We start from the raw sequence: 17,239 nt of genomic DNA on the forward strand, positions 1-17,239 counted from the left end.
GACCATCGACCGTACGCCGCGGGCCCGGGCCCGGGGGGGGGGGGGCCACCCACGGAGAATCTAGGACGATCACGCGCGGTAAGGAACTTGCCGTTACGCCACGTTGACGGACTGAACCGGGCAGGGCGTGCTTGCCCTCAGCCGCGCACCACGTCCCTGAGGGAACGGAGCGTCGGCTCGTCCTTGACGCCCGCGAGGAGCAGCGTGGTGACGGGGCTGTCGCGCCAGAGCTGGAGGCGCTCCTTGATCCGGCCGATCGGGCCGAGCAGCGCGATGGAGTCGGCCAGCTCGCTGGGGACGGCGGCGATGGCCTCGGCGCGGCGTCCGGCCAGGAAGAGCTCCTGGACGCGGGTGGCCTGCTCGGCATAGCCCAGCCGGCCGATCAGGTCGAGATGGAAGTTGCGGTCCTTGGCGCCCATCCCGCCGATGTAGAACGCCAGCGGGATCTTGGCGAACTCCAGCGCGGCCTCGACGTCGTCGGTGACGATCGTGGTGACCGTGGCGGCGATCTCGAAGTCGTCGGGGCGGCCGGCCAGGGATTCGCCGAACAGCGGCTCGATCTGGGACGGGTCCACGAACAGGGGGAGCCAGCCCTGGGTCCGCTCGGCGGCCAGCGCGATGTTCTTGGGGCCCTCGGCGCCCAGGTAGATCGGGATCTCCGGCCGTACCGGATGCACGATCGACTTCAGCGGCTTGCCGAGGCCCGCGCCGCCCGGGTAGGGCAGCGGGTAGTGCGGCCCGTCGTTGGTCACCGGCTCCTCACGGGCCCACACCTTGCGCACGATGTCGAGGTACTCGCGGGTCCGGGCGAGCGGCTTGGGGAACGGCTGGCCGTACCAGCCCTCGACCACCTGCGGCCCGGACGCGCCGAGCCCGAGGATCACCCGGCCGCCGGACAGTGCGTCGAGGGTGAGCGCGTGCATCGCCGTCGCGGCGGGCGTGCGCGCCGACAGCTGCACCACGGCGGTGCCCAGCTTGATCCTGGACGTACGGGCCGCGTACCAGGTCAGCGGGGTGAACGCGTCGGAGCCGTAGGCCTCGGCCGTGAACACGCAGTCGTAGCCGAGCCGTTCGGCGGCCAGCACCGTCTCGGTCTGGTCCTCCGGATCGCGCTGCCAGTATCCGGTGTTGATGCCCAGCTTGAGTTCCGCGGTCATCGCTCGCCCCTCCGCTCGTCGACGCCGTGCTGTTCGTAGGCGCTGTGCTTGTTCATGGGCGCCTGCTGTTCATCGGCGCTGTTCCTAGGCGCTGTCGTGCCTAGGCACTGTTCGTTCCTGAGCACTGTGCCCAGCAGGCATCGCGATACTAGAACACGTTCTAGTTCGGGGGAAGGGCGGGAAGGGTGGGAAGGACGAAGGCCGCGGCGTGTCCGCCGCGGCCTTCTGGATGCGTCCCCGCCTTGGTGTCCGTCAGATGCGCTTGAGGGTCACCAGGAGACTCCGCCACTCGGTCGGCGTGAACATCAGCGCCGGACCGTGCGGGTCCTTGGAGTCACGTACGGCCCGGTGCTCGGCGTTGAGCGCCGCGACTTCGACGCACTGGTTGCCGCTCCCGCTGTAGGAGGACGTCCGCCAGCGGGCTTGGGTGAGGTCGCGATCGGGGTGGTTCACGGGCTGCTCCTTGCTGCCTCGGCGATGAGGTGCGCGGAATCCTCGGGGGGAAGGGCGGCCGCCGCGACGCGGTCGAAGCGGTCCCCATGTGTTGCTATTTCCTCGGCGCTTTCGAGATAAACGTCGCCCATGGTGCCCTCTACGTAGGCGATATCAGGGTCTGCGGGGTTCGGAAACGAAAGTATCGTGAAACGTCCGTCAAGTCCGGCATGTGCCCCTGTGTCATACGGGAGTACCTGAATGTCGATCCGCGGCCGGGCGGCGAACTCGGCCAGCGCGGCCAGCTGGGCCCGCATCACCGGCCATCCCCCGATCGGGCGGTGCAGCACGCCCTCGTCCACGATGAGGTGCACCCGGGGCGCCTCGGCCCGGTCCAGCAGCGCCTGCCGGGCCTTGCGGGCGTCGATCCGTCGTTCGATCTCGGTCGGCCCCGGCAGCATCCGGCCCGCGGTGATCACCGCACGGGAGTAGTCCTCGGTCTGCAGCAGCCCGTGGACGAGCTGGGTGTCCCAGGCGCGGATCTGGGACGCCTCGTCCTCCAGTGCCACGTAGCTGCCGGTGAACACGTCCGCGTAGGCCGTCCACCAGCCGCGCTGGCCCGCCTCCCGGGCCAGGTTGATCAGGGCGTCCCGCCCGGGGCTGGGGAAGCCGTACAGGTCGAGAAGGTCGGCGATATCGCCGGGTTTGGGACGGGTCTGCCCGGTCTCCAGCCGGGAGACGGTGGCCCGGGACCAGTCGAGCCGGTCCGCCACCTCCTGCAGGGTCAGTCCCTGCGTCTCGCGCAGCCTGCGCAGTTCCCGGGCCAGCCGGCGTCCACGGACGGTGGGGCGATACGTCATGAGCCGAGAGTCTCCCGATTCGGTCGGTTCCGTTCAAGGCATATGACCATGCCGGTAACGGCAATCTCGCAAAGCGTGTTGCAAGGATGAGAATCTCACGCGAAGGTGGATTCATGTGACCGCTCGGAGACATTGCGTTACCCACCAGACGCGTGCAGTTCCACCACCGGGTGACGGGGCAGTTCGCAACCGCGCACCATGGACAGCCACGCGGGAGGATCCCGTGCAGACCTCGCCAGAGACGGCAGGCGGAGCCGAGGGCTTCGCCGCCGCCGACCACGCTTCCGACCGGACACCCGCCTACCTGGGCACCGCGGTGTCCGCTCCACCGGCACCGTGCGCTCCACCGACACCGTCCGCTCCACCGGCATCGTCCACGCCGGCCACCCCGTGTACCGGTACGCCGGCCGCGTTCACGTCCGGCTTCGTACCCCGGGGCCTGGCCTGGACGCTGCCCGCGGGCCCGGGCTGCGCGAGCCACGCCCGAAGGGTCCTGGCCGAGGCGCTGGCCGAGGCGGGCGTGGACCGGTCGGTCATCGGTGACGCCCAGCTGATGGCGAGCGAGCTCGCCACCAACGCCCACCAGCACGCCCGCGACCACGGCCCGCATGAGCTCTGGCTCTACACCGGGCCGCCCGGTGAGACCCGGTGCGCGGTCTTCGACCGGCATGTGTCGGCCCGGCTGACGGGCTACTCGTGGACGTCGGGCGACTTCGGCCGCGGGCTGAGCATCGTCCAGGAGCTCTCCGAAGGGCGCTGGGGGATGCTGCGGGCGCTGTCGCGGCGTACTCCCAGAGTGCAGGGCAAGGCGGTGTGGTTCACCATCCCGGGCCAGGTCCGGCTTCCGGTGCACCTGCTCGGCCGCCCCGCCGGCTGAACCTCACACGCTTCCGGCGTCGGTCCTGGCCTGCCGGGCGACCTCAGGCCGGGCGACCTCAGGCTGGGCGATCTCAGGCTGGGCCTCCTCGACCCGCGCCTGCTCAGGCTGGGCCTGCTCGGTCCGGGCCTGCTCTACGGCGGGGGCGATGTCGGTGAGGAGCGTCAGGAGCGAGCGGGCCAGCAGCGTGTGCACCTGGCCGCGGTCGAGGGTGCTCTCCTGCAGCCACTGCCGGGTGGCGGCGTCCGCCAGGCCGGAGTACGAGCGCAGTACGGCGCGGACCGTGTCGTTCGGGTGCGTCACCCGCAGCACGGTGAGCATGTGCTCGACGGTGAGGTCGCGGGCGCGGTGGATGATGTGCAGCAGTTGCGGGTCGCGGCCGAAGCCCTCGGCGTCCACGGCGGCGAACCAGGTGGTGGCGTTGGCCTCGGCGGCGTCCAGGAAGAGCCCGACGCACATGTCGACGGCGTCCGCCAGCGGCTGCGACTCGTCCGGCGGCGGGGCCTGCACCGCGATCGAGTGCGACAGGCCGCGGACGACCTCCAGGAACAGCTCCCGCTTGGTGCCGAAGTAGTAGTGCAGCAGCCCGCGCCGTACACCGGCCTCCTCCGCGATGGCGGACGTGGAGACGTCGGCGTACGGGAGTTCGGTGAACATCCGCCGCGCCACGCCGAGGATCTGGTCGCGTCGCTCGTCTCGGGGCAGCCGCTGGTAGCGGGGGGTCCGGTCGGGACGGGGGAGGGACGGGGCCACCTGTACAGCCTATGCCGCGGTACGGCGCGCACGGCACCGCTGTGCAGAGCCCGCAGGCCGCCTCGTGCATTGTCCCTCGCTGCGCTGTCACCCTGCCGCGACTTGGGCGGTCCCAGGCGATATGCCATTCTGTGCAGGCGACGGAAGCGGAGGAACCCGGTGCGAATCCGGGGCTGTCCCGCAACTGTGACCATGGGGAGCTTCCCCTCGCGTTCGGCCACGGCGTCCCGTACGGGACGCTGGAAGGCCGAGGGGGAGTGGCGATCCGGGAGCCAGGAGACTCCGGCCGTCGCGGGGGACGCGGGTGACCGCCGGCTCGAGACGGCTCGGGTTCGTCCCTCTGCAGGACCGCCACGGGCGTGGATACCCGAGGGAAGGACGATGAGGCATGCCCTGTCTGATGGGCCGATGAGCCGCGCGCGAGGCGCCGCGGCGCGCTACCCCTTTTCCGCCGTCGTCGGGATGGACGACCTCAAGCTGGCATTGCTGATCAACGCGGTGTCGCCGGGTGTCGGCGGCGTGCTGGTCCGGGGCGAGAAGGGCACCGCGAAGTCGACGATCGTCCGCGCGCTGGCCGATCTGCTCCCCTCGGTCCAGGTCGTGGCGGGCTGCCGCTTCGGCTGCGCGCCGCGCGATCCCGACCCCGGCTGCCCGGACGGCCCGCACCCGGTCTTCGACGACGATGACGACGAGGTCGAGGGCGAACGGCCCGAGGGTGAACGGGCCGGGGGTGCACGGGGCGAGAGTGCACGGGGCAAGAGCGCGCGGGCGCAGCCGGTCGAACGGCCCGGGGCCGAGGAGCGGCCGGCCCGCCTGGTGGAACTGCCCGTCGGGGCCTCCGAGGACCGGCTCACCGGCTCCCTGGACATCGAGCGGGCGCTCACCGAGGGCGTGAAGGCGTACGAGCCCGGCCTGCTGGCCGCCGCCCACCGCGGGGTGCTCTACGTCGACGAGGTCAACCTGCTGCACGACCACCTGGTCGACCTGCTGCTGGACGCGGCCGCGATGGGCGAGTCGTACGTGGAGCGCGAGGGCGTGTCGATCCGGCATGCCGCGCGCTTCCTGCTGGTCGGCACCATGAACCCGGAGGAGGGCGAGCTGCGGCCGCAGCTGCTCGACCGGTTCGGGCTGACCGTCGAGGTGGCGGCCACCCGCGACCCGGCGGAGCGGGCCGAGGTCGTCCGGCGGCGGCTGGACTTCGAGGAGGACCCGGTCCGGTTCGCGTCGGGCTGGGCGGTCGCCGAGGCCGAGCTGGCGGCCCGGATCTCCGCCGCTCAGTCCCGGCTCGCGCGGGTGGAGCTCGGCGACGCCGCGCTCCGGCAGATCACCGCGGTCTGCGCCGCGTTCGAGGTGGACGGCCTGCGCGCCGACCTGGTCACGGCGCGGGCCTCGATCGCGCTGGCCGCCTGGCACCGGCGCACCGTGGTCACGGCCGAGGACGTACGGACGGCGGCCCGGCTGGCGCTGCCGCACCGCCGCCGCCGCGACCCGTTCGACGCGCCCGGCCTGGACGAGGACCGCCTGGACGAGATCCTCCAGGAGCACGCCGGCCCCGGGGACGGCGGTCCTTCGGAGCCTGAGCGGCCCGAGGAGCCCGAGCCGCCGCAGGACGATGACGGACCCGATGACGACGGCCCCGGCGACGGCGGCGGGGACGGCGACGGCCCGGGTGGCGGCAAGCCCGACGGCCCCGGCGGCGACGCGGTGCTCAGCGTGCTCGACGCGCTGCTGAGCGGGCGGCCGGTGACCGACTCCGATGGCGCCCGTCCCGCCGACGAGCGCCACACTCCGGCGGATCCCAGTGATCCCAGTGATCCCAAGGAAGGCAAGGAAGGCAAGGAAGGCAAGGAAGGCAACGAGCCCGCCGAGAGCGAGCCCGCGCCGGCGGACGCCGCGTTCAAGCCTCGCCTCTTCACCGTGCCCGGGATGGGTGCGGGCGCGCCCGGCCGCAGGTCCAAGGCCCGCAGCCCGTACGGGCGGGTCTCCGGGGCCCGGCCCGGCTCGCGCGGCCTGCACCTGAACGCGACGCTGTACGCCGCGGCCCCGCACCAGCACGCGCGCGGCCGTACCGGTCCCGGGATCGTCGTCGCGCCGCCCGACCTGCGGGAGGCGGTACGGGACGGGCGCGAGGGCAACCTGGTGCTGTTCGTCGTCGACGCCAGCGGCTCGATGGCCGCCCGGCGGCGGATGCGCGCGGTGAAGGGCGCGGTGCTCAGCCTGCTGCTGGACGCCTACCAGCGCCGCGACAAGATCGGGCTGATCACGTTCCGGGGCACCGGCGCGGAGCTGGCGCTGCCGCCGACGTCGTCGGTCGAGGCCGGCGCGCGGCGGCTGGAACGGCTGCCCACCGGCGGCCGTACGCCGCTGACCGCCGGCCTGCTGCGCGCCGCCGAGACGCTGCGGGTCGAGCGGATGCGCGATCCGGCCCGCCGGCCGCTGCTGGTCGTGGTCACCGACGGCCGCGCCACGCACGGCCCCGATCCCAGCGCGGCGGCCGGGCTGCTGGCCGATGTGGCGTCGGTCGTCGTCGACTGCGAGTCGGGTCCGGTACGGCTCGGGCTGGCGGCCGAACTGGGCGTACGGCTCGGTGCCGAGACCGTACGGCTGGAGGATCTCGGCTCTGACGAACTGGCCGGGGTCGTCCGGGCCTCCAGGAAGGTGGCGTAGCGATGCCGCAGGGCAAGCCGGAGTACGTGCCCGAGGACGGGCTGACGACCAGGCAGCGCCGCAACCGGCCGCTGGTGATCGTCCACACGGGTCCGGGCAAGGGGAAGTCGACCGCCGCGTTCGGGCTGGCGCTGCGCGCCTGGAACCAGGGCTGGGCGGTCGGGGTGTTCCAGTTCGTCAAGTCCGCCAAGTGGCGGATCGGCGAGGAGCGGGCGCTGCGCGTGCTCGGCGAGAGCGCCGAGGGCGGCTCGGTGACCTGGAACAAGATGGGCGAGGGCTGGTCGTGGATCCAGCGTCCGGGCACCGAGGCCGACCATGAGGCCGACGCCCGCGAGGGCTGGGAGCAGATCAAGCGCGATCTGGCCGCCGAGGCGTACCGCTTCTACGTCCTGGACGAGTTCACGTACCCGATGAAGTGGGGCTGGATCGACGTCGAGGACGTCATCGCGGCGCTCAAGGACCGGCCCGGCGACCAGCATGTGGTGATCACCGGCCGGGACGCCGATCCGCGGCTGGTGGAGTTCGCCGACCTGGTCACCGAGATGGGCAAGGTGAAGCACCCGATGGACGGGGGCCAGAAGGGTCAGAAGGGCATCGAGTGGTGAGCGGTCCACGGATCGCCGCTCCCCGGCTGGTGGTGGCCGCGCCCGCCTCGGGCAGCGGCAAGACGACCGTCGCGACCGGCCTGATGGCGGCGCTCACCGCGCGCGGGACGGCCGTGTCGCCGCACAAGGTCGGGCCCGACTACATCGATCCCGGCTACCACGCACTGGCCACCGGCCGCCCGGGCCGCAACCTGGACCCGTGGCTGACGTCCCCGGAGCTGATCGTTCCGCTGTTCCTGCACGGGTTCCAGCAGGGGCCGGTGGGCGCGGGCGTGGCGGTGGTCGAGGGCGTGATGGGCCTGTACGACGGCGCGGCCGAGCAGGGCGAGTTCGCCTCGACCGCGCATGTCGCCAAGCTCCTGGACGCGCCCGTCGTTCTGGTGGTCGACGCGTCGGCGGCGGGACGTTCGGTGGCGGCGACCGTCCACGGGTTCCGTACGTACGGCGACATTCGCCTCGGCGGGGTGGTCCTCAACCGGATCGGCTCGGACGGGCACGAGCGGATGTGCCGCGAGGCCGTCGAGGAACTGGGCGTTCCGGTGCTGGGCGCGCTGCGGCGCCGCGACGACATCGAGACGCCGTCCCGGCACCTCGGGCTGGTCCCGGCGGCGGAGCGCAGCGCCGAGGCCGTCGCCACGGTCGAACGGCTGGGCGCGCTCGTCGCCGCCTCGTGCGACCTCGACGCCCTGATGGCGCTGGCCCGTACCGCTCCCGACCTGTACGCCGAGCCCTGGGACCCGCGCGAGCAGGTCGTCCCCGTTCCGGAGCGGCCGCGGATCGCGGTGGCGGGCGGACCGGCGTTCACGTTCGGGTACGCGGAGAACGAGGAACTTCTCGCGGCGGCCGGCGCCGAGGTCGTCCGGTTCGATCCGCTGCGCGACGAGCGGCTGCCGGACGGGACGCGCGGCGTCGTCATCGGCGGCGGTTTCCCCGAGATGTACGCCTCCGGCCTGTCGGCGAACGAGCCGCTGCGCCGCGACCTCGCCGCGTTCGCCACCGCCGGTGGCCCTGGCGGAGGCGGCGGGCCGGTGTACGCGGAGTGCGCCGGCCTCCTCTACCTCGCGAGCGAGCTGGACGGCAAGCCGATGTGCGGTGTCCTGAAGGATGTGACGGCGACCATGGCCCCGCGCCTGACCTTGGGCTACCGGTCCGCCGTGGCCGTCTCCGACTCGATCGTCGCCCGTACCGGGGAACGGGTGCGGGGCCACGAGTTCCACCGCACCGTGACCGAGCCGGGCCACGGCGACACGGCCGCCTGGCAATGGACGACCTCCGGCCCCCAAGGTTTCGTGCAGGGCCGTTGCGTCGCCTCCTACCTGCATCTTCACTGGGCGGGGGAACCCGCGTTCGCCGAGCGGTTGACCCGGGGAGCGGCCACATGACCGGCCATGTGACAGGCCGGACGCCCGGCTTCGAGGGGTCCGGCTTCGACCAGCGGCTGAGCCTGGCGGGCGAGCGCGTGGCGCTGCGCCCGTTCCGGCCGGACGACGCGGGCGTGCTCGGCACGGCGATGGCGGCCGGCGAGGAGTTCCTGCCGCCGATCGTCCCGCCGCCCGGCGAGGCCATGGACTGGTGGCTGCGCACGGGGGTCCACGACATCGCCCGTTCGGGCATGGGCCTGCACAGCGTGGTCGAGGACGCCGCGACCGGCGAGCTGAGCGGCGCGATCGGGATCTTCCGCGTCGACGCGCCCGCGCGGGCGGCCGAGGCCGGGTACGGGATCCGGCCCGGCGCGCGCGGCCGCGGCCTGGCCACCGACGCGCTCCGCACGCTCGCGGGCTGGGCGCTGCGCGACGGCGGCCTCAACCGGATCGAGCTGCGTATCGACGTCACCAACCACCCCTCGATCCGGGTCGCGGAGAAGGCCGGGTTCCAGCGGGAGGGGATCCTGCGCGCTGCCGGGAGCACAGCCGAGGGCGAGGCGGCGATCGACCAGCACGTGTTCAGCCTCCTGGCCTCCGACCTGGAGGAACGCGAGCGCGGCACGCCGGCGAAGCGGCTGGTCGGCGTCGGTGTCGGGCCCGGCGATCCGGAGCTGGTGACCGTTCAGGGCATACGAGCCCTGCAGGAGGCCGACGTCGTGCTGGTGCCGGTGATGGCGCTGGACGAGGAAGGCCGCGCCGAATCGGTCGTCCGCGCGTACACCGGCAAGGCCGAACGGGTCGTGTTCGCCCTCAACGACCGGGGCGGCGTCACGTCCCGGCGCGCCAAGGCCTGGGACGCCGCAGCCGAACGTGTCGTACGCGCCTTCGACGAGGGTGCCGGGACCGTCGCGTTCGCGACCATCGGCGACCCCAACGTCTACTCGACGTTCACCTACCTGGCGCAGACCGTACGAGAGCTGCGGCCGGAGACCGAGATCGCGACCGTGCCCGGCATCACCGCCATGCAGGACCTGGCCGCCCGTTCGGGCACCGTGCTCGCCGAGGGCTCGGAGTCGATCGGGCTGGTCCCGCTGACCGGCGGCGTCGAGGCGTTCCGGACCGCGCTGGAGACCGGCGACACCGTCGTGGCGTACAAGTTCGGCTCTGTCGCGGGCGAGGTGATCGAGGTGCTCAAGGAGGCCGGACGGCTCGACGGTGCCTGCTACGGCGCGCGGCTCGGCCTGCCCGGCGAGGAGATCCGGCCCGCGCGCGAGCTCGCCGGGCCCGTTCCGCACCTGTCCACCCTGCCGTACCTGTCGACATTGATCGTGCCGGGCCGCCGTACGGCTCGTGGAGGGAGACTCTGATGGGCCCTCAGAAAACGGGCAGGGTGCTGTTCGTGGGCGCCGGGCCGGGGGCGGCCGACCTGCTGACGTTCCGTGCGGCTCGCGCGATCGCCGCCGCCGATGTCGTGATCTGGGCGGCGAGCCTGGTCCATCCGGACGTGCTCGAGCACGCCCGCGCGGACGCCGAGATCGTCGACTCGGCGCGGCTTCCGATGGAGGGCGTCCTCCCGTACTACGAGCGGGCGGTCGCCGAAGGGCTGACCATCGCCCGCATCCACTCGGGCGATCCCGCGCTGTGGGGCGCGCTGCAGGAGCAGCTCGACCGCTGCAAGGAGATGGGCCTGGAGACCGAGGTCGTCCCGGGCGTCTCCGCCTTCAGCGCGGTCGCGGCCGTGGTGGAACGCGAGCTGACCATTCCCGAGGTGGCGCAGTCGGTCGTGCTGACCCGGCTCGGCGGCGGCAAGACGCCGATGCCTCCGGGGGAGGAGGTACGGGAGTTCGCGCGGCACGGGACGACGATGGCGCTGTTCCTGTCGGCGGCCCGTTCCGGCCAGCTGCAGGAGGAGTTGCTGGCGGGCGGCTACCCCGAGGACACCCCGTGCGTCGTCGCGTACCAGGCCACCTGGCCGGACGAGCTGATCGTACGGTGCTCGCTGGGCGAGCTGTCGGCCACGATCAAGGCGCACAAGCTGTGGAAGCACACGCTCGTGCTGGTCGGCCCGGCGCTGGCGGCGGGCGGTACCCGTTCGCACCTCTACCATCCGGGGCACTTCCATGGTCACCGGCGTGCCGAGCGGTCGGCACGGCAGCGGCTTCGGGAGGCTCGACGCCCATGAGCGAAGATGCGGACTCGATGAGCGAAGAGCACGGGACACGGGTGCTGCACGGCGGCGGTCCGCTGGGACGTGCCGCGCCCAAGATGCTGCCCAAGCTGCCCGCCGCCTGCTTCGTCCAGGCCACCGACCTCAAGGACGCGGTACGGCAGGCGGCCGAGGACGGCGTCATCCAGCTGATCCTTTTCGCCACGGCGGAGTCGCTGGATCAAGCCGACGTGCAGGCCCCGCTGGCCGAGATCACCACGGACATGGGCGGCAGTCCCCTACGAGCAGCGGAGACAGGTTCGATCCGGGCCGCGTACGAGCAGTGGGACGAGGCAGGCCTCCTCGGCAAGTGCGGAAGGGAGCTGTGCCGCCGGGTGGCCGACGACCTCGAACGCACCGCCGGCGCGGCCTTCGCGGCGCAGGTGGTCCTGCTCGATCCCGCCGCCGAGCGGATGATCGGCATGTACGGGCGGCTGCGGCGATGAGCACCGCCCTGCTGACCGTCCTCGGCCATGACGGGTCGCCGCCCACCGGCGAGGCCCGCGAGCTGCTGGAACGCGCCGCGCTCGTGGTCGGCGGCGGCCGCCATCTGGCCGCCCTTCCGGTGCCCGCGAGCGCCCGTACGCTCGTCATGGGCGAGCTCCGCACCGCCCTGGACGCGATCGACGCCGAGCTGGAGAAGGACGGCCGGGTCGTGGTGGTGGCCAGCGGCGATCCCGGTTTCTTCGGCATCGTCCGGGCCCTGCGCGAGCGCGGGCACCGGCCCCGCGTCCTGCCGGCGATGTCGTCGGTGGCCACCGCGTTCGCGCGTGCCGGGCTGCCCTGGGACGACGCGCTCGTGGTGTCCGCGCACGGCCGCGAGCTGCGCCGCGCCGTCAACGCCTGCCGCGCGCATCCCAAGGTCGCGGTCCTGACGGCACCCGGTTCCGGGCCCGCCGAGCTGGCCCGCGAGCTGTTCCCGCAGACGCCGCGCACGTTCGTGGTGTGCGAGGACCTCGGCGGCCGGAACGAGCGGGTCGTGCACGTCCGTCCGGCCGAGGCCACCACCCGTCCCTGGCGCGACCCGAACGTCGTCCTCGTGCTCGACCCGCGCCGCTCCAACGGCGAGCGCGGCTGGATCGCCGGGACGAGGCCGGGCCCGGACGGCTGGGCGCTGCCCGATGCCGCGTTCCGTCCCGGCGGGATCGGGACGGCGCCCGAGGTGAGGGCGTTCGTGCTGGCCAGGCTCGCTCCCCGGGTCGGCGACATGATCTGGGACGTGGGCGCCGGCGGCGGTGAGGTCGCGATCGAGTGCGCCCGTTTCGGTGCCGCCGCCGTCGCCGTCGAACGGGACCTGGCGGCCTGTGAGCGCATCCGCGGCAACGTACGGGAGCATCGCGTCAAGGTCGCGGTCTCGCGCGGGCGGGCCCCGGCCGTACTGGATCACCTGCCCGAGCCCGACGCGGTCTACGTCGGCGGGGGCGGCCCGGACGTCGCGCGGGCGTGCGCCTCGCGCGCGCTGCGGAGCGTCGTGGTCGTGGTGCGGGAGCCCGGACGGGTCCAGGCCGCGATCGACGCGCTGGAGAGGGAGTCCCTGACCACCGGCGCCGTGCAGCTACATACGACCCCGTTTAAACAGGGCAAACAGAGCAAACAGGGCAAGCAGGACCAGCGGGAGGAGACGCCGCCCGTGTTCGTCGTCTGGGGTGACCGGGAGGCCGCGATCCCCGATACCCGCCGTAAGGGACCGTCCGGCAAGACGGTCGTGACGATCACGCAGCTCTCGTCCGGCGAAGGGAGCCTGCTGTGATCGGCGTCGTCGCGGCGACCGCGGGCGGCCGGAACGCCGCCGCGGCGCTGGCCGCCGCCTGGCCCGGCGAGGTGCTCGCGTTCACCGAGCAGAAGGCGGGCGAGGGGCTGCGCGAGGCGTGGAAGGCCTGCGACGCGATCGTCAGCTTCCTGGCGGTCGGCGCCACGGTACGGGTGCTGGCGCCGCTGCTGGAGCACAAGACCAGCGATCCGGCCGTGGTCTGCGTGGACGAGGGCATGCGGTTCGCGGTCGCGGTCCTGGGCGGCCATCACGGCGCGAACCTGCTGGCCAGGCGGCTCACCGGGGTCCTCGGCACCGAGCCGGTCGTCACCACCGCCAGCGATCGGACGGGCGTCGCCCCGCTCGACTCGTACGGCGCGGACCTCGGCTTCACCGTCCACAATCCGGACATGCTCGCCCACGTCGGCGCGGCGGTGCTCTCGGGAGAGCCGATCTCCCTGGAGGGCACCGACCACTGGCCGCTCCCGGCCCTGCCGCCGAATGTCGCCCTCGACATGAACGGCGACGCGGCGGACGCCTCGACCGGGATCTTCGTGACCGACGGCGCCGAGATCGAGTGCATGTGCCACGAGTCGTGGTTCGGCAACCGGCTCGTCTACCGGCCGCCGTCGCTCGTGGTCGGGGTGGGCTCGGCGCGCGGCGTGACGGCCGGGGAGGTCGGCCGGCTGATCGATGTGACGCTCGCCGGCGCGGGGGTCTCGCCCGAGTCGGTCCGGTGCCTGGCGACCGTGGACCTCAAGGCCGACGAGGCGGGCATCCTGCGGGCCGCCGAGGAGCGAGGCTGGGAGGTCGTCACGTTCCCGGCGGAGGTACTGGCCGGTGTCGACGTGCCCAACCCGTCCGAGGTCGTACGGGACGAGGTCGGCACGCCGAGCGTCGCCGAGGCGGCGGCACTGCACGCGGCCCGCTCGTTCGGCAAGAGCGCCGAACTGGTCGCCGAGAAGCACAAGTCGGCCAACGCCACGGCCGCCGTCGCGCGGCTCGCTCCCCGGGGGCGGCTGAGCATCGTCGGCCTGGGGCCGGGCGCCCGCGACCTGCTCACCCCGCGCGCCGTCGAGGCGCTGCGGCGGTCCTCGGTGGTGGTGGGCCTCGACCAGTACGTGGACCAGGTCCGCGACCTGCTCCGTCCCGGGACGAGGATCGTGACCAGCGGCCTGGGCCAGGAGGAGGAACGCGCCCGTACCGCCGTGCAGGAGGCGGCGGCGGGACGCGCGGTGGCGCTGGTCGGGTCGGGGGACGCGGGCGTGTACGCGATGGCGAGCCCGGCGCTGGAGTTCGCCACCGACGACGAGTTCGCCATCGACGTCGACGGGGTCCCCGGCATCACCGCCGCCGCGGCCGCGTCCAACCTGCTCGGCGCCCCCCTCGGGCACGACCACGCCTACATCTCCCTCTCGGACCTGCACACCCCCTGGGAGATCATCGAACGGCGGGTGCGCGCCGCCGCCGAGGGGGACTTCACCGTCTGCTTCTACAACCCGCGCAGCCGGGCCCGTGACTGGCAGCTGCCCGAGGCGCTGCGGATCCTGGCCGGGCACCGCCCGCCCGGCACCCCGGTCGGGCTCGTCCGCAACGCCTCCCGCCCGGACGAGACGGTCACGGTCACCACGCTGGCCGGGGTGGACCCGGGCGCGGTCGACATGTACACCGTGGTCCTGGTGGGATCGAGCCGCAGCCGTACGGTGGCCGGGCGATTTATTACTCCCAGGGGGTACCGATGGAGCTCCGAGCCGATCGAGCCGAAGGAACAGACCGAGCCGGAAGTACCGGACGAACAGAGCGAGGGGTGCCCGTGAACGCCCGCCGTCCCCACCCCATCGAGGAGCGGTCGTACCAGATCCTGCGGTCGCGCGTCGATCTCAGCCCGATGCCGCCGCTGTGGCGGGCCGTCACCGAGCGGGTGATCCACGCCAGCGCCGACCTGGAGTACGCGGTGGACCTGCAGACCCGCGAGGAGTACCTGGAACGGGGCTGGGACGCGCTGCGCGCCGGGGCCCCGATCGTCGCCGACGTCGGCATGGTCGCGGCCGGGATCACCGCCCGCGAGTCGATCTGCCATGTGAACGATCCGGCCGCGGCCCGGATGGCGCGGGCCGCGGGCATCACCCGTTCCGCCGCCGCCGTCCGGCTCTCGTACGCCGAGGTCGGTCCCGGCGCGGTCTGGGTGGTCGGCTGCGCCCCCACCGCGCTGTTCGAGATCATCAACCGCCGGGTGATGCCCGCCCTGGTCATCGGGCTGCCGGTGGGCTTCGTCGGTGCCGCCGAGTCCAAGGAGGCGCTGCGGGCCAGCGGCCTCCCGCAGCTCAGCAACGTCTCCGAGAAGGGCGGCTCGGCGGTCGCCGCGGCCGCCGCCAACGCGCTGCTCTACCTGGAGCCGCCCGGCCACGAGCCGTTCACCTACCAGCCGGCCGACCACGAGGCCGCCAACCACGGGCTGACCAACCACGGGCTGACCAACCACGGGCTGACCAACCATGAGGCCGCCAACCACGGGCCGGCCGGTCAGCAGCCGCCGGACCAGGTGCAGCCGCGCCACGAGGGGGACTACTGGTGAGCGCCCGGGCCAGACCGGCGCTGCTGGTCGCGGGGCACGGAACGCGCGACACCGACGGCGTCGCCGACTTCGGTCGGTTCATGGAACGGCTGCGCGCCCGCATGCCGGTGACCGTGGCCGGCGGGTTCATCGAGCTGTCCCCGCCCCCGCTGACCGAGGTCGTCTCGGGCCTGTACGGGGAGGGGCACCGGCATGTGGTGACCGTCCCGCTCGTCCTCGTCGCGGCCGGGCACGGCAAGGGCGACATCCCGGGCGCGATGGCGCGCGAGATCATCCGCCATCCGGGCCTGTCGTACACCTACGGGCGCCCGCTCGGGCCGCATCCCACCCTGCTCGCCCTCCTCGAAGAGCGCATGCGGGCGGCCCTCGGCTCCACTCCGGTGGACGAGACCACGGCGGTCCTGCTGGTGGGGCGCGGATCGACCGATCCCGACGCCAACGCCGAGGTGCACAAGGTCGCACGGCTGTTCTGGGAGGGACGCGGCGCCGCCGGCCCGGCCCAGGCAGGCGGGCTGATGGGCGTGGAACCGGCGTTCGTGTCCCTGGCCCACCCGAGCGTGCCCGAGGGTTTGGAACGGCTTCGTAAGCTGGGTGCTCGGCGGATCGTCGTCCTCCCGTACTTCCTGTTCCGGGGCGTCCTGCCGGACCGTGTCGCCGATGCGGCACGGTCGTACGCGGCGGACCACGCGGAGGTGGACATCCGCCGCGCCGAGGTGATCGGAGACTGCGACGGGCTCGCCGGCGTGGTGATCGAACGGTACGAGGAGGCCCTCGCGGGGGACATCCGGATGAACTGCGACACCTGCGTCTACCGGATCGCCATGCCGGGCTTCGAGCACCGCGTGGGCGCGCCGCAGACACCACACGACCATCCGGAAGACCCCGCCGACGGCCATGGACACGGCCGCGGTCATGAACATGGACACGGACACGCGCATGCACACTGACATTCCGCCCCCCGAACATCCCGCTCAGCAGTTCGACCTGCGCCATCACGGCGACGTGGAGGTCGGCGGTGGACTGATCGACTTCGCCGTCAACGTCCGTACCGGTACCCCTCCGGACTGGCTGGCCGACCGGCTGCGGGCCTCGCTCAGCGGCCTGGCCGCCTACCCCGATCCCACCCCCGCCCGCCGCGCCGTGGCCCGCCGGCACGGCCGCGCCGCCGCCGAGGTGCTGCTCACCGCCGGCGCCGCCGAGGCGTTCGTGCTGCTCGCCCGGGTGCTCACGCCGCACCGCGCGGTGGTCGTCCACCCGCAGTTCACCGAGCCCGAGGCCGCCCTGCGCGCCGCCGGCCACGACGTCGAACGGGTCGTCCTCGGCGCGGACTTCACCCTCGACCCGGCCGCCGTCCCGCAGGACGCCGACCTGGTCGTGATCGGCAACCCCACCAACCCGACCTCGGTCCTGCATCCGGCCGCCGCCGTGGCGCGGCTCGCCCGCCCCGGCCGCACGGTCGTGGTGGACGAGGCGTTCATGGACTGCGTGCCCGGCGAGCCGGAGAGCCTGGCCGGACGGCTGCCGCCCGGCGTGGTCGTCATCCGCAGCCTCACCAAGACCTGGGGGCTGGCCGGGCTGCGCGCGGGCTACATCCTGGCCGAGCCCCGCCTGATCGCCGAGCTGGCCGGGGCGCAGCCGCTGTGGGCGGTCTCCACGCCCGCGCTCGTCGCGATCGAGGAGTGCTCCGCGCCGGCCGCCGTCGCCGAGGCGGACGCCTGGGCCGCCGAGATGTCCGCCGAACGCGACCGCCTGGCCGCCGAGCTGGCCGGACGCGGGCTCTACGTCGTCCCCCAGGCGCGCGCCTCGTTCCTGTGCGTGCGGGTCCCGGACGGGCTCGGCATCAGGGCCCTGCTGCGGCAGCGCGGCTATGCCGTCCGGCGCGGCGACACGTTCCCGGGCCTCGGAACCGACTGGCTGCGGATCGCGGTACGCGACCGTACCGCCAACGACGACCTGCTGAAGGTGCTCGGTGACCTGGGCATCTGAGGCCGCA

Annotated in this window: 16 protein-coding genes and 1 riboswitch; of the genes, 12 read left to right on the plus strand and 4 right to left on the minus strand. The window is 73.4% G+C overall.

Features of this window, described 5'->3' with window-relative positions:
* Positions 1-137 precede the first annotated feature (137 nt).
* The 3 genes from ACH34Q_RS31760 to ACH34Q_RS31770 form a co-directional block, all read right to left on the minus strand.
* Positions 138-1,157 carry an LLM class F420-dependent oxidoreductase gene (locus ACH34Q_RS31760; protein ID WP_395986798.1) on the minus strand — a complete coding sequence of 340 codons (1,020 nt, stop codon included), beginning with the start codon at positions 1,155-1,157 and terminating at the stop codon, positions 138-140.
* A 252-nt stretch (positions 1,158-1,409) separates the two neighbouring features.
* Positions 1,410-1,610, minus strand: a complete 201-nt coding sequence (locus ACH34Q_RS31765; RefSeq protein ID WP_395986799.1) for a DUF397 domain-containing protein — start codon at positions 1,608-1,610, stop codon at positions 1,410-1,412.
* A complete protein-coding gene (locus ACH34Q_RS31770) occupies positions 1,607-2,449 on the minus strand; it encodes a helix-turn-helix transcriptional regulator (RefSeq protein WP_395986800.1) in 843 nt (280 codons plus the stop codon). The genes ACH34Q_RS31765 and ACH34Q_RS31770 overlap by 4 nt, the downstream gene beginning before the upstream one ends.
* A 223-nt stretch (positions 2,450-2,672) precedes the next feature.
* Here ACH34Q_RS31770 and ACH34Q_RS31775 point away from each other — a divergent pair, with 223 nt between their 5' ends.
* Positions 2,673-3,326, plus strand: coding sequence for an ATP-binding protein (locus ACH34Q_RS31775; protein WP_395986801.1), 654 nt, complete (start codon positions 2,673-2,675; stop codon positions 3,324-3,326).
* 3 nt (positions 3,327-3,329) lie between these two features.
* Here ACH34Q_RS31775 and ACH34Q_RS31780 read toward each other — a convergent pair whose 3' ends face one another.
* A complete protein-coding gene (locus ACH34Q_RS31780; RefSeq protein ID WP_395986802.1) occupies positions 3,330-4,079 on the minus strand; it encodes a TetR/AcrR family transcriptional regulator in 750 nt (249 codons plus the stop codon).
* Between the two features lie 149 nt (positions 4,080-4,228).
* Positions 4,229-4,362: riboswitch (cobalamin riboswitch) on the plus strand.
* 125 nt (positions 4,363-4,487) lie between these two features.
* On the opposite strand from ACH34Q_RS31780, the gene ACH34Q_RS31785 reads away from it, so the two are divergent.
* The 11 genes from ACH34Q_RS31785 to cobC are packed head-to-tail and all read left to right on the plus strand — an operon-like array spanning position 4,488 to position 17,232.
* On the plus strand, positions 4,488-6,746 hold the full coding sequence (locus ACH34Q_RS31785; protein WP_395986803.1) for a magnesium chelatase subunit D family protein: 2,259 nt from the start codon (positions 4,488-4,490) through the stop codon (positions 6,744-6,746).
* 2 nt (positions 6,747-6,748) lie between these two features.
* Positions 6,749-7,351 (plus strand): cob(I)yrinic acid a,c-diamide adenosyltransferase, encoded by a 603-nt coding sequence (gene cobO / locus ACH34Q_RS31790; protein ID WP_395986804.1) that lies wholly within the window; start codon positions 6,749-6,751, stop codon positions 7,349-7,351.
* A 26-nt stretch (positions 7,352-7,377) separates the two neighbouring features.
* Positions 7,378-8,733: a cobyrinate a,c-diamide synthase gene (locus ACH34Q_RS31795; protein WP_395986927.1), complete on the plus strand. Its 1,356-nt coding sequence runs from the start codon at positions 7,378-7,380 to the stop codon at positions 8,731-8,733.
* A complete protein-coding gene (cobI, locus tag ACH34Q_RS31800; RefSeq protein WP_395986805.1) occupies positions 8,730-10,082 on the plus strand; it encodes a precorrin-2 C(20)-methyltransferase in 1,353 nt (450 codons plus the stop codon). Before ACH34Q_RS31795 ends, cobI begins: the two co-directional genes overlap by 4 nt.
* Complete coding sequence (gene cobM, locus ACH34Q_RS31805; protein WP_395986806.1) at positions 10,082-10,897, plus strand: precorrin-4 C(11)-methyltransferase; 816 nt, start codon at positions 10,082-10,084, stop codon at positions 10,895-10,897. The genes cobI and cobM overlap by 1 nt, the downstream gene beginning before the upstream one ends.
* Positions 10,894-11,367 (plus strand): hypothetical protein, encoded by a 474-nt coding sequence (locus ACH34Q_RS31810; RefSeq protein ID WP_395986807.1) that lies wholly within the window; start codon positions 10,894-10,896, stop codon positions 11,365-11,367. Before cobM ends, ACH34Q_RS31810 begins: the two co-directional genes overlap by 4 nt.
* Positions 11,364-12,671, plus strand: a complete 1,308-nt coding sequence (gene cbiE, locus ACH34Q_RS31815) for a precorrin-6y C5,15-methyltransferase (decarboxylating) subunit CbiE (RefSeq protein ID WP_395986808.1) — start codon at positions 11,364-11,366, stop codon at positions 12,669-12,671. Before ACH34Q_RS31810 ends, cbiE begins: the two co-directional genes overlap by 4 nt.
* Positions 12,668-14,488, plus strand: coding sequence for a precorrin-3B C(17)-methyltransferase (gene cobJ, locus ACH34Q_RS31820; RefSeq protein ID WP_395986809.1), 1,821 nt, complete (start codon positions 12,668-12,670; stop codon positions 14,486-14,488). Before cbiE ends, cobJ begins: the two co-directional genes overlap by 4 nt.
* Positions 14,485-15,246 (plus strand): precorrin-8X methylmutase, encoded by a 762-nt coding sequence (locus tag ACH34Q_RS31825; protein ID WP_395986810.1) that lies wholly within the window; start codon positions 14,485-14,487, stop codon positions 15,244-15,246. The genes cobJ and ACH34Q_RS31825 overlap by 4 nt, the downstream gene beginning before the upstream one ends.
* The gene (locus ACH34Q_RS31830; RefSeq protein WP_395986811.1) at positions 15,243-16,193 is read left to right on the plus strand and encodes a sirohydrochlorin chelatase; all 951 of its coding nucleotides are present in this window, start codon (positions 15,243-15,245) and stop codon (positions 16,191-16,193) included. Before ACH34Q_RS31825 ends, ACH34Q_RS31830 begins: the two co-directional genes overlap by 4 nt.
* The gene (gene cobC / locus ACH34Q_RS31835; protein ID WP_395986812.1) at positions 16,183-17,232 is read left to right on the plus strand and encodes an Rv2231c family pyridoxal phosphate-dependent protein CobC; all 1,050 of its coding nucleotides are present in this window, start codon (positions 16,183-16,185) and stop codon (positions 17,230-17,232) included. Before ACH34Q_RS31830 ends, cobC begins: the two co-directional genes overlap by 11 nt.
* Positions 17,233-17,239: the final 7 nt, after the last annotated feature.

The sequence above is a fragment of the Actinomadura sp. 9N407 genome (genome assembly GCF_044326315.1).
In the GTDB taxonomy this organism is placed as follows: Bacteria; Actinomycetota; Actinomycetes; order Streptosporangiales; family Streptosporangiaceae; genus Spirillospora.